Genomic DNA, 11,755 nt, shown 5'->3' with positions numbered 1-11,755 from the left:
AACGCATCAGCGGCGAACCTACTGGAGGGGTGACCCCCCGGAAAAATAGCTCGGTGCCAGACTCCACCACGCCCCCTGCTGGGGTTTTTTGCTGGAAGAGAGGAGGCAGTTGCTGTCTCGTTAGGTAGAGGAGAGAGTCTATTCGGTTTCTACTCTACTGGACTCAAAAGCCGCACTTTGACTCAACCAAGCTTTAAGGCGATAGGTAGCTCGGCAATCGTCTTCGTTGTAGATGAGTGACTGCTCTAAGTAGCGGCGATCTCGTGTTTCTAGCCACTGGCTATACCAGTAGATGGAGTAGGCTCCATTGGCCTCGGGCAGTCGCCACTTGAACCCCAGCCAGCGGGCGATGTTTTTTAGGGAGTAGCTCTCAACGGGCAGCACTACCGACCGCCGAACCCAGGTGTGTAAATCCACCTCTAGAAACTGTTGCCAGGCCTGTCCTTCCTCCTGTGGCTCGGCAGCTAGGCAACTGTAGTAGTTGACAACCTTGTGCTCCTCTGCTTGTTCTACCACGAGCAAGCCCAGCAGGTAAGCAACGTTGTGGCGGGGATCTGCCTCGATGTCGAAGTACAGCTCCACGGGCGCTGTCGGCAGAGCTGGGGGTGGGGATTGCAGCCAGATAGGCTGGCGGCTGAGGGCGGCGCGGGCTTGGAGCTGCAGTTGCAGGGCCACGCGGGCTCCCAACTGGGGAATGGCCTGCAGCGTTTCCGGAGGGGCGTTGGCTAAGGCTTCAACTGAGTCGATCCCCGCCTTTTGCAGAAGGGGATAGCGGGATCTAGTTACACCCGGTAGCAGGCTGAGGGGCTGGGTGGTGGCGTTTAGCTGCCGACAGTAGTTCCGCCAGTGGCAGAGATGACAGCGGCTGCGGGCCATTAACACCTGGGGCGGCTCGGGTCGACTAAGGGAGCGCAGGTAATCTTGCAGCAGGCGGCGCACCTGAGCACGTCGTCGATCTAGCTCGACGGGGTACCATTCCTTGTCTTTCAAAATTAGAAAGCCGTGCTTGGGCACCTGCCCCTCCAGGGATCCAAGCAACTCGGCCTGCAAAGCCAACAACAGTTCGTACTCCGGCTTGGGGCGCTTGCCGAGGCGAATGTGCACCGGCAGGTAAACGGGCCGGCCTTGGCTGCGAAGGGCGGGATCCCGAATCAGGAGGTCCAGGGAGCTGCTTACCCAAACGGAACGAAACTCTGGAACAGCCCCAGGCGGCAGTGCAGGTGTCTTGTTAGTGGAGCCGTCTTCAGGGAGCTCAACCTCTGTCTCAGGGGAAGGAGCGAGGGCAACTTCAGAGCTGGCAAGCTCCGCCTCAGCTTCCCAAAACAGCTCTGCTACAATCTGTCCACCGTAGATCCGCTCCGCCCCTGCTGCCATAGCTGCCAGAAGGGCTTCATTGCCCGGCGCAACTTCTTCTCCCGGGAATTGCTCCAGGACAGTAGCTTGCAGAGCTTGGCGATCCCGACGCCATTGCTCCAGCAGGTTTTCCGTCGGCAGCTTGGCTTCTTGAGGTCCAAAGCGATCCAAGTAGGGCAGGCGACGACAGCGAAAAAAGGCCAGCACCTCTTCTGTGTCCACAGAACCCTGCTGGGCTGGTGCAAGCGGGAACTCCAAGGGCGGATGACCTCAGCTCTGCTGTCATTGTGACATGCCTTAAGCCTTGGGCTGCTGAGCTAGCAAGAAGTGGGCAATGAGGCGCTCAACCGTTGCGGCCTGGCGCTGGGCGGTTTCAGCTTGCTGCTGGCAGACGGCCTTGAACTCCTCCAGCCACGCGCTGTGCTCTTGCGTCATCCGCGCCTGCTGCTGAACGATGTCTTTTAACTGGGACAAGTCGTCTTTGATAGAGCTGACGGCTTCAACTAGGGTCAACACAGCGCCGACTAGGCGATCCAGGCGGAAGTCAATCTGATCGAATCGGTCTCCACTTGGCATAGTTCCTCTCCACTCTGGTGCTTCGGGTAGAGCTTCGGCTAGCCCCGCTCCTCAGCTGGATGTCAATTATTTTACAAGGGCGAGGTGAAAGCTCCGAGTAAGGAAGATCACAGCCGCCCAGGAGAGAAGGCCAACCCAACTGGCGTATGCTAGGGAAGAAAGGTTTCTTTACACTGCAGATGGAGCCGACTGCAACCACTCTTTCAATGGCCCCGACTCTGCCCCAGACCCAGCCGGCGGCAGTGGAAACGCAGGGGGTGTGGAAGCGCTTTGGGCAGCAGGTGGCTGTTCAGGACTTGAGCCTGCGGATCTTTCAGGGGGAGGTATTTGCCCTGCTGGGGCCCAACGGCGCTGGCAAATCCACCACCATCCGCATGCTCACTAGCCTCACGCGACCCAGCCAGGGATCCATCCAAGTGGGGGGCTACGACGTGGTGCGGGATCCCTTAGCAGTGCGGCGGCAGATTGGGGTGGTGTTGCAGCCTATTACCCTAGAGGCGGAGCTAACGGTTTGGGAAAACCTGGAGTTCCACGGCCGCATGCACCACATTCCCAACCCGGAGCGGCAGCGGCGCATTGACGAGTGGCTGGAGTACGTGAAGCTGGCCGACCGGCGGCACGACAAGGTGAAGACCCTCTCCGGCGGCATGAAGCGGCGCCTGCAAGTGGCCAGAGCCCTGCTGCACCAGCCTCAAATCTTGTTCCTGGACGAGCCGACGGTTGGATTGGATCCCCAAGCGCGGCGGCTGTTGTGGGAGATCCTGCGGGATCTGAATCGACAGGGGATGACCTTGCTAGTTACCACCCACTACATGGAGGAGGCCGAAGAGCTGTGCGACCGCATCGGCATCATGGACGGCGGCAAGCTGATCGAGCTGGGCAGCCCTAGTCAGTTGCGGGCCAAGTACGGGGAAGCTCTGCTGGTGCGCTCCCGACCTGGACAGGAGGTGAGCTACACCTTTTTCCCCAGCTTGGCGGAGGCCCAGCGGCAGTTGGAAGCTGAATCCGACAAAACCGGCCTGATGGTGCGCCCTGCCAACCTAGAAGATATCTTTGTGCGCTTGACAGGCCGTCGTCTGGATTAGCGCGCTTTTACTCTCAACCTCTCTCTCTTTTATGGCTATTTGAATTCCTCTCCTCCCTCCTTTGGAGTGGGGGGCTCAAACTTGTAGCCAACGCCGCGCACGGTGCGGATTAGCTCTGGCTGACTGGTATCAGTCTCTAACTTCTTGCGAATTTGGCCAATGTGGACATCAACGACTCGCTCATCTCCTTCATAGTTAAAGTCCCACACCTCTCGGATCAGCTCAGCGCGTCGCCAAACCCGTCCAGGGTAGCGGGCCATGGTGTAGAGCAAGTCAAACTCCAGAGCCGTTAGGCTAATGGGGCGCTGGTCGCGAGTGACTTCCCGGGTTTCTGGGTTAATCACCAAGGAGGCAAAGGTTAGAACGGGGGCGCTCCCTCCCTGGGCTTTCGTCCGCCCTCGGCGCAGGATAGCCTGCACCCGTGCTTGTAGCTCCGGTAGGGTGAAGGGTTTGGTCAGGTAGTCATCTGCGCCTAGCTGAAATCCTTGCAGCTTGTCGGCAGGATTCACTCGGCTGGTTAGCATCAATACATACACGCCAGTCTCCTTTTGCATCTGCCGGCAGAGGCTGTAGCCGCTGACATCTGGCAAGTTCAAATCCAAAATCACCAAGTCCGGCTGAAAAGTACGTAACTGCTGCAGGCCCTCGGCACCGGTTGCAGCCACCTCGACCGTGTACCCTTGGCGCTGCAAGTACCGCTTGAGCAGCGTGCAAATGCTGGGATCGTCGTCGACAATAAGGGTGCGGAACATAGCGGGTTGACTAGGAGGGGGCAGGGCTGCAGAAGAGCTCTGCCAGCAGGACGTATCCGGGCTGCAGAAAGCGGCAAACCCAGGCAGTCTTTATTTATACAACAGACTGCTTCAGACTCTTATTGAATTGGCTGTTTGGCTTTCCTCGAGCCTCTGTCTCTGGGCAAATGAGTGGCAACCACTCCAGTTAGGCTGTCTGCAAAGAAGGGGAGTAACAACTTGCCGGCCAGGCCTTAGAGTGGCATGGTGGGGGTTCTTCCCAGAGGCTTATGTACTACGATCCCAACGCCGTCTTTCGCAAGGATATCCAGGTGGCCCTCTTCACCTGGGGAGTGCTAGAGCTGGTCTGTTTCGTCATCATGCCGTTCACGCGGGCCTACGAGTATGCGCAGGTAGCGGATTGGCTGTGGCCATCGCTGGTGCTGGGGCCAGCGGGGGCGGTGGTGGTAGCCTTTTGCTCAAAGCTCACGGTAGCTGCTAGTAACATCCCCGACCCGAAAAGGAAAAGGGCACAGCGGCAAATTGCTCAGGTAATCAGTTTCTTCGGCTTCTTGGGCTTGGCCTTGCCCTTGCTCCTAGCCGGCTGGACCTTTGGCCACGAAATTCTCACCACTGACTGGGAGAATATGTTCACCAAGTAGAGGCTAAACGTGCTGCTGAGCTTGCCCCTTGGGAGATAGCTTCCCAAGCCAGCACCCAGAGGCGAAACTAGAAGTACTAGAGATGCTCTGGGGCTTGCAAGCGTTGGCAAGGCTCTTACTCTCAGCTTTTGGGAGCTGAGTTTTGGATGGCTAACTACCCGGTGCGAGGCCGTTCTTCTCCCGCGGCGGGGAGTTTTCCCTTCGGCACCCTAATGGCCCTGAGCCTCTCGGTTGGGGCCTTGGCTGCTCTGGGTTGGCAGGCGTGGCAGTTCATTGCTCCCCTGCTGGCTCCCCCTGCAGTGCCGCAGTTTCCTCGAGCGGTGCGGGTGGAGCCTTTGCCTAGACCGACAAGCTTGCCCTTTTCCCCCTCGGCTCGCCCTACTCAGAGGGAGTCTCCGCCGGCTGTAGGCAGCCTTGATTCCACTGCCTTTCCGCCTGGCAGCCGGGGGCGGGTGATCGAGCCTCTGGGTCTAGCCATCCGCAGCAAGCCCTCGGTGGAGGGAGCTTACCAAGGGGGAATTGGGGCGGGGGAAATAGTGACGGTGCTGGAGTATAGCGCCGATGGCCGCTGGCAACGGGTGCGGCGAGAGCTGAACGGCCAGGAAGGCTGGGTACGCGCTGGCAACCTGGGACCCGTGGAAGGAGCAGCAGTTGCCTCGGTTCCACTTTCTGCAACTTCTGGGGTTGAATCTACACCTAACTCTACCCCCTCGCCAATTCGGCCACTGGTAGAAACCAGCCTTGCTCCAGGGGAACGGGGACGGGTAATTGAGCCGATTGGCCTAGCGCTACGGGCCACTCCCGACCGGGAAGGAGCTTACATCGGTGGTGTGCCCATGAACGAGGTGGTGGAAGTGCTGGAATACAGCGCCGATGGCCGCTGGCAGCGCATCCGGCGGCAGAACGGGCAGGAAGGTTGGGTGCGGGCCGGAAACTTGGCGCAGGAGTAGTTTCTGGGGGATGCCCCAGCGGGGGATTGTAAGGGTGAAGAAATCTGTGGTTCGGTAGAGCAGGACTGCCTGGGCCAAGCGACAAATGCCGGCGCTGGAGGGTCCGTCGAAGGGCTACTCTCTCTGGATCAAGGGTAGAGCCTGAACAGCAAAAAGGGAGGCGGAGGGGATCCCATGTGTGCTCAAGTTCAGTCCTGAGCTGGCCCTCGTCTGTGGCGAGTAGGTGGGAGAAGAGCACAAGGGTCTTGTCCGGGAGGCCAGGTGGCGGACTGGGAAGCCGCCTTCCACTTCGACCACCTGTTTGGGAATGACAGGCTGCCCTTCAAGGACGGCCTCAAAGGCAGCGCTGGGGTTCGCCTGATTGCCTCGGCAGGACGGGGTTCTTGACGTAGGTCTTTGCCCTCAAGTCCCGTTGGCTTTTGTTGTCCTCTATCCTTTGCTTAGCGATGAACCCAGTCTGGCCAAGTCGCGCCCCTTTCCACTCTTGCTGGCAATTGAGCTGGCTGGCTTTTGGCTTGCTTCTGGCTGCCCCGGCTTGGGGACACGGGGTGGAGGCCTCTTGGCGAGCAGTTCCCACGTTCGAGATCCAGGCCCGCTACGATACAGGCGAGCCGATGCGTTCGGCGCAGGTAACGGTGTTTGCACCTAGCAATCCCAGCACTCCCTGGCAGGAGGGGCAGACGGACGCCCAGGGCCGGTTTTGGCTGCAGCCGGATCCGGAGCTCAAGGGCCTGTGGCAGGTGCACATTCGCCAGGCGGGGCACGGCGTAGTGGTGAAGGTGCCGGTTGGGGAGGCGTTAGGGACCCCCAGCCCTTCCTCCCCTGGCTTTGGGCCTCTGCAGCGGGGGGTCATGGCTGCCTGCGTTATCTGGGGCTGCTTAGGCACAGCGCTGTTTTTCTTGCGGCCCCGCCCTGCCGCCTCTGTGGGTGGAGAACGGCCAAGCTCCGAAGTCGGCGCTGCTGCTCTGGAGCAGGACTAGCCATGCACATCAGCGAGGGCCTTTTGCCAGCGCCCCTGTGGTTGGGAGGCTATGGCCTCACCGTCTTGATCACCGGCTACAGCCTGGGCCGCCTGCAGCGGCTGGAAAGGGATCCCCGCCGCCCGCTCCCCAAGGCAGCGCTGCTGACAGCGGCTTTTTTTGTCGCCTCCTCCATTCACCTGCCCTTTCCTCCAACCAGCCTGCACCTGCTGCTCAATGGCCTAATGGGCGTGCTCTTGGGGGTCTTGGCCTACCCGGCCATCCTGGTGGGCCTGTTCTTTCAGGCCGTGGCTTTCGGGCATGGAGGGCTGACCACCCTGGGGATCAACGCCGCCATCTTGGGGATCCCGGCGCTTCTGGCAGGAGGGATCTTTCAAGCAAGCCGGCGGCGGCTGGGAACGGGCTGGGCTGCCTTTTGGGCAGGAGCTGCAGGGGTGGTGCTGGCGGCGCTGCTATTTTACGGCGTGGTGCTGGCGGCGCTGTACAGCGAGGGGATCCCTTCCACGTCCGCAGAGCGCTTGGCCCTGGCCGGCTTGATGGCAGCTCATCTGCCGCTGGCAGGGGTGGAGGGGCTGTTTACCCGTTGGGTGGTGCTGTTCTTGCAGCGGGTACAGCCGCAGCTTTTGGGGGAGGATGAAAAGCTCTAAGGCTAATCTGCCCTGCCCGCCTCTCGCCTCCAGGAGTTTTTCCTCCCCTTGGCTCCACCGCTGGCGGCCTCTGCCCAAGGTGGTTGGCCTACTGGCATTGATGGCGGCTTTTGCCCAGGTGCAGCGCTTGGCCTTGCTACCCCTAGTTTGGGTGTTGGTGGCTCTTCTTTGGGCGCTCTCCGGCTTGCCCCTGCGCCGAGGGCTAAGACGGCTGGCCGCCCCAGGAGTTTTGTTGATAGCCTTCGTCCTCTTCTTGCCTTTTGCCGTTGGGGAGACCTTCCTCTGGCAGTGGGGCTCCTTGGCTTTGCGCTGGGAGGGGCTGGAGAGGGCGCTTTGCCTTGGCGGGCGCAGCCTGGCGCTGTTGGCCCTGGCAATGCTGCTGGGGGAGACCACCCCTCTGCCGGCCCTGTTGGCAGCCCTAGGGGCTTTGGGGATCCCCGACCTACTCCTGGAACTGGCTTGGCTAACCCAGCGCTATTTGCAGGAGGTGGCTACCCAGTGGCAGCGGATGCAGCGGGCAGCTCGGCTGAGGGGCTGGCGACCGCGGGGATCCCTGTGGCGTCCGGACCTGGCCTTGCGACAAGACCTGCCCTTCCTGGCTGCTGCAGTGGGCACTCTCCTGGTGCGCAGCTACGAGCGCTCCGAGCGGGTCTATCAGGCGCTGCGCCTGAGGGGCTATGGAAGAGCACCTCTGCTCCCAGAAGAGATGGCAAGGGATCCCTGGAGCTGGGCAGCCACGGGGCTGGCGGTGGCTGTGGCTCTCGGCTTGGTGTGGGTTCAATTTGGGGGTTATCCCGATTGAGCTGGTTGGCAGGGGAGGTAGACAAGATGGACAGTCCTCCTCCCCGCCTTTAGAAGCGAAACCCAACTAGAACTAGAATAGGAAGGCCTCAATTTTCCCAATTCATTTGTTGTCTATTGTTGCCATTCTCTCGGCCTCTCCTGTGGCTATGAACCGGTTGGAAACCGCTCTGCCTACGCCCTCTCGCAGCCCTGCCGCCTCCCCAAAGGAAGCGCCGGCTGTTGCCGTTGTGCATCTGGGCTGTGAGAAAAACCGCGTGGACACGGAACACATGATGGGCCTGCTGGCCCAGGCGGGCTACCGGGTGGAGGGGGATGAAGAAAGCGCCGACTACGTTATCGTCAACACCTGCAGCTTCATCGAAGCGGCGCGGCGGGAGTCGGTCAGCACCTTGATGGAGCTGGCAGTGCAGGGCAAGAAGCTCATCATCGCTGGCTGCTTGGCGCAGCACTTCCAGGAGGAGCTGCTGCGGGAGATCCCAGAGGCGGTGGCCATTGTGGGCACGGGCGACTACCACCAGATTGTCCAGGTTATGGAGCGGGTGGAGCGGGGAGAGCGGGTTAATGCCGTCACCTCCAGCTTGGACTACATTGCCGATGAGACTGTCCCCCGCTATCGCACTACCCACGCGCCAGTGGCCTACCTGCGGGTGGCCGAGGGGTGTGACTATCGCTGCTCTTTCTGCATCATCCCCCACCTGCGGGGCAAGCAACGCTCTCGCCCCATCGAGTCCATCCTGCGGGAGGCCGAACAACTGGCTGCAGAAGGGGTGCAGGAGCTGATTCTCATTTCCCAGATCACCACCAACTACGGGATCGACCTCTACGGGGAGCCGCGGCTGGCTGAGCTCATCCGTGCTCTGGGCAAGATCCCTATTCCCTGGGTCCGCATGCTCTATGCCTACCCTACGGGCATTACTCCGGCAGTGGTAGAGGCCATTCAGGAGACCCCCAATTTCTTGCTCTACCTAGATCTGCCGCTGCAGCACAGCCACCCCGAGATCCTCAAGGCCATGAACCGCCCCTGGCAGGACCAGGTCAACGACCGGTTGATCGAGCGGCTGCGTCAGGCCCTACCCAAGGCCGTGCTGCGCACCAGCTTCATCGTCGGCTTTCCTGGCGAGACAGAGGAGCACTTCCAGCATCTGTTGGACTTTGTGCAGCGCCACCAATTTGACCATGTGGGGGTGTTTACCTTTTCTCCCGAAGAAGGCACGCCTGCCTACCACCTTCCTCACCAAGTGCCTGAGCGCGTCAAAAAAGAGCGCCGCGCCCGCCTGATGCAGCTGCAGCAGGGGATCGCCTTCCGCCGCAACCGCGAGCAGGTGGGGCAGGTGGTGCCTGTGCTCCTGGAGCAGGAAAACCCCCGCACGGGCGAGTGGATTGGCCGCTCCCCCCGCTTTGCCCCTGAGGTGGACGGGGTGGTGTATGTGCGCGGGCCCGGATCCCTGGGATCCCTGGTGCCGGTCCAGATTACGCGGGCCGAGCCCTACGATCTCTTTGGCCAGGTGGTGGAGGCGCCGCAGGGCTTTAGTTGGAGTGGGCGGTAGAATAGCAAGTTGGACTCCAGCGGGAATAGGATGGCTAGTTCTGAGGAGCTGAAACAGGCGGCAGCCCAGGCAGCAGCCCAGCGGGTACAGTCAGGCATGGTGGTGGGCCTGGGGACGGGCTCCACAGCCGCCTTTGCGGTGAGCGCCCTAGCCCAGCGCATGCGAAAGGAGGGGCTGCAGTTCATCGGGGTGCCCACTTCCGAGCGCACGGCAGAACAGGCCCGCTCTCTAGGGATCCCGCTGGCCACGCTGGAAGAGCAGCCCCGCTTGGATCTGGCCATCGATGGAGCTGATGAAATTGAGGTGGGATCCCTCAATCTCATCAAGGGGGCAGGGGGAGCCCTGCTGCGGGAGAAACTGGTGGAGGCCAGCGCCGCCGAGCTAATCATCATTGCCGACGCCTCCAAGAAGGTGGCGCAGCTAGGCACGCGCTTCCCAGTGCCGGTGGAGGTGGTGCGCTTTGGCTGGAAGACCACCCTGGCGCGGGTGGAAGCCCTGGGCTGCCAGGCGGTGCTGCGGCGCACGGCCGACGGGGATCCCTACCTCACCGACGAGCAGCACTACATCCTCGACTGCCAGTTTGGCCCTATTGCCGATCCAGCCAAGCTAGCTGAGCAACTCAAAGCAACGGTGGGGGTAGTGGAGCACGGCCTGTTTATCGGCATGGCCACCGAGGCCATTATCGCTGGCCCTGAAGGGATCGAGACGCTGCGGCGGCCGTAGGGACCAGTTCGGCTGCCAGTAGGATGGCCTGCTTGAGGCTCTCGGCGCGGGCCACCCCCTGTCCAGCTATGTCAAAGGCAGTGCCGTGGTCGGGGGAGGTGCGAATAAAGGGCAGCCCCAGGGTTAGGTTGACGGCTCGGTCAAACGCCAGCAGCTTCACCGGGATCAGGCCTTGGTCGTGGTAGAGGGCCAGGTAGGCATCGGCCACGGCGGGAGACCCTTGACCATACCAGGCTTGGGCGGGAGCTAGCCACATCGTATCGGGGGGGAGCGGCCCCCAGATTCTGGCGTGGGGATAGGTACCTAGCAGCTCCGCCAGCCACTCCTGTTCTTCTGAACCCAGTTGCCCCCGTTCGCCGGCATGGGGGTTGAGGCCAGCCACGGCAATTACGGGATCGCCAATCCCAAAGAGCTCGCGCAGGGATCCCGCCAGCAAGTCCAACTTCCTACGCACCAGCTCTGGGGTGAGGGTGAGGGGCACCTGGCTCAAGGGGATGTGGGTGGTGGCCAGTAGAACCCGCATCTGCCAGCCGCTGTGGGGAGAACGGGCCACAAACAGCATCCCGTAGCACTCGCGCCCGCTGAGCTGGGCCAGTACCTCTGTTTGGCCGGGGAAGGGGTAGCCCGCTTGGTGCCAGAGGTATTTGGCAATGGGGGCGGTCACGATCCCCTGGAACTGGCCTTGCAGCGCCCCTTCAACAGCCGTTTTCAGGTAGACAAAGCTAGCCGCTCCGCTCTGGGTATCCCCCCGGCCCACGCCAGAGGGCTCTAGGTGGAAGCCGCTGCCGCACTCTAGGACTGGAATCCCTTCTGGGTCAGCTAAGGGATCCGCTACCCCTTTTGCTTTCAAGAGACGGTAGGTAGCCTGCAAAACCTGCCGCTCGCCCACCACCGTTATCTGGGCGCAGGCCTGCACTTGGGGATCCGCCAGCGCCTTGAGCACAATCTCTGGCCCAATCCCCGCCGGATCTCCCAACGTCAGGGCGAGCTTTGGCAGCACCAAGCTCACAGGGACGTTTCCGATTCCTTTCCAATTTTCATCCCCCCGAAGGGGGAGCTACAGCCAAGCCCCGCGCTTTGCCGGTAGGTAATGCCTGGCGTTTTCAACTTCTAGGGATCCTCCCGAAGGGGGAACGCGAGGCGGCCAAATGGCCGACCGGATCATTATCGAGTAGTTTCCAATTTCTAGGAATCCCCCCGAAGGGAGAACAGCCCTAGCTTTCGGGGCAGAGCCCCTAGCCAGCAGAGCCAGCACTAGGACTGCTCCTCGATTGAAGCCAAGCAGGGCAAGGGGTACAAGACCCATTTGCGAGGGGGTCGGTCGAAAAGGGCAAAAAGTGGCCTTGGAGAGGGGCAGTGAGAGCCTGAAAGCCTTGTAGCGCAAGGCATCGAGCGGGTAACGGAAAAATGGGCCTTTCCTGGATCCTTGAAGGCGCTCGCAAAGGCGTTGATACCGCTTTTTTGTTGTTTCGCAAACATCCCGAGCACAGGGATACCTATGCAGCTGGCCTGGGGATTAGCCACGCAGGCGACCGGAGCGGAGGATGCTCAGGATAAGCCATAGGCCCAGCAGCTGGCGGCGCCAAAAAGCAGCTCGCTCAGCTAGAAGACCTGAAAGCACTGGGTTTGCGCCGAGATGATGGCGGCGCCGATAATCAGGGATCCAACCACTAGGAGAGGCAGTTGGCTGACTGATC

Annotated in this window: 13 protein-coding genes; 9 read left to right on the top strand and 4 right to left on the bottom strand. The window is 61.2% G+C overall.

The features are described from left to right. Positions 1 to 138: 138 nt before the first annotated feature. Positions 139 to 1,575 (bottom strand): TM0106 family RecB-like putative nuclease, encoded by a 1,437-nt coding sequence (locus NW806_RS10485; RefSeq protein ID WP_414411059.1) that lies wholly within the window; start codon positions 1,573 to 1,575, stop codon positions 139 to 141. 75 nt (positions 1,576 to 1,650) lie between these two features. Then, positions 1,651 to 1,929 (bottom strand): hypothetical protein, encoded by a 279-nt coding sequence (locus tag NW806_RS10480; RefSeq protein ID WP_414402159.1) that lies wholly within the window; start codon positions 1,927 to 1,929, stop codon positions 1,651 to 1,653. A gap of 206 nt (positions 1,930 to 2,135) precedes the next feature. Between NW806_RS10480 and NW806_RS10475 the strand changes: the two genes are divergently transcribed. Further along, the gene (locus tag NW806_RS10475; protein ID WP_414411058.1) at positions 2,136 to 3,014 is read left to right on the top strand and encodes an ABC transporter ATP-binding protein; all 879 of its coding nucleotides are present in this window, start codon (positions 2,136 to 2,138) and stop codon (positions 3,012 to 3,014) included. A gap of 35 nt (positions 3,015 to 3,049) precedes the next feature. On the opposite strand, the gene NW806_RS10470 is transcribed toward NW806_RS10475, so the two are convergent. Then, positions 3,050 to 3,766, bottom strand: coding sequence for a response regulator transcription factor (locus NW806_RS10470; RefSeq protein WP_414411057.1), 717 nt, complete (start codon positions 3,764 to 3,766; stop codon positions 3,050 to 3,052). A 269-nt stretch (positions 3,767 to 4,035) separates the two neighbouring features. Here NW806_RS10470 and NW806_RS10465 point away from each other — a divergent pair, with 269 nt between their 5' ends. The 8 genes from NW806_RS10465 (at position 4,036) to rpiA (ending at position 10,058) form a co-directional block, all read left to right on the top strand. Further along, positions 4,036 to 4,407: a hypothetical protein gene (locus NW806_RS10465; protein ID WP_414396293.1), complete on the top strand. Its 372-nt coding sequence runs from the start codon at positions 4,036 to 4,038 to the stop codon at positions 4,405 to 4,407. Positions 4,408 to 4,553: 146 nt separating this feature from the next. Continuing rightward, positions 4,554 to 5,357 carry an SH3 domain-containing protein gene (locus tag NW806_RS10460; RefSeq protein WP_414411056.1) on the top strand — a complete coding sequence of 268 codons (804 nt, stop codon included), beginning with the start codon at positions 4,554 to 4,556 and terminating at the stop codon, positions 5,355 to 5,357. 261 nt (positions 5,358 to 5,618) lie between these two features. Next, complete coding sequence (locus tag NW806_RS10455) at positions 5,619 to 5,744, top strand: hypothetical protein (protein WP_414406100.1); 126 nt, start codon at positions 5,619 to 5,621, stop codon at positions 5,742 to 5,744. Between the two features lie 161 nt (positions 5,745 to 5,905). After that, positions 5,906 to 6,337 carry a hypothetical protein gene (locus tag NW806_RS10450; RefSeq protein ID WP_414411055.1) on the top strand — a complete coding sequence of 144 codons (432 nt, stop codon included), beginning with the start codon at positions 5,906 to 5,908 and terminating at the stop codon, positions 6,335 to 6,337. A gap of 2 nt (positions 6,338 to 6,339) precedes the next feature. Further along, positions 6,340 to 6,984, top strand: a complete 645-nt coding sequence (gene cbiM / locus NW806_RS10445) for a cobalt transporter CbiM (RefSeq protein ID WP_414411054.1) — start codon at positions 6,340 to 6,342, stop codon at positions 6,982 to 6,984. After that, on the top strand, positions 6,971 to 7,786 hold the full coding sequence (gene cbiQ, locus NW806_RS10440) for a cobalt ECF transporter T component CbiQ (RefSeq protein WP_414411053.1): 816 nt from the start codon (positions 6,971 to 6,973) through the stop codon (positions 7,784 to 7,786). Before cbiM ends, cbiQ begins: the two co-directional genes overlap by 14 nt. Before the next feature lie 148 nt (positions 7,787 to 7,934). After that, positions 7,935 to 9,335, top strand: coding sequence for a 30S ribosomal protein S12 methylthiotransferase RimO (rimO, locus tag NW806_RS10435; RefSeq protein WP_414411052.1), 1,401 nt, complete (start codon positions 7,935 to 7,937; stop codon positions 9,333 to 9,335). 30 nt (positions 9,336 to 9,365) lie between these two features. Then, positions 9,366 to 10,058, top strand: coding sequence for a ribose-5-phosphate isomerase RpiA (gene rpiA / locus NW806_RS10430; RefSeq protein ID WP_414411051.1), 693 nt, complete (start codon positions 9,366 to 9,368; stop codon positions 10,056 to 10,058). Here rpiA and pdxA read toward each other — a convergent pair. After that, on the bottom strand, positions 10,015 to 11,067 hold the full coding sequence (pdxA, locus tag NW806_RS10425; protein ID WP_414411050.1) for a 4-hydroxythreonine-4-phosphate dehydrogenase PdxA: 1,053 nt from the start codon (positions 11,065 to 11,067) through the stop codon (positions 10,015 to 10,017). The two genes, rpiA and pdxA, sit on opposite strands and share 44 nt — an antisense overlap. Positions 11,068 to 11,755: the final 688 nt, after the last annotated feature.

It is taken from the genome of Synechococcus sp. W65.1, assembly GCF_047461615.1.
GTDB lineage: Bacteria > Cyanobacteriota > Cyanobacteriia > Thermostichales > Thermostichaceae > Thermostichus.
The sequence above is the reverse complement of the archived record's forward strand: the minus strand, read 5'-3'. Positions and strand labels throughout refer to the sequence as shown.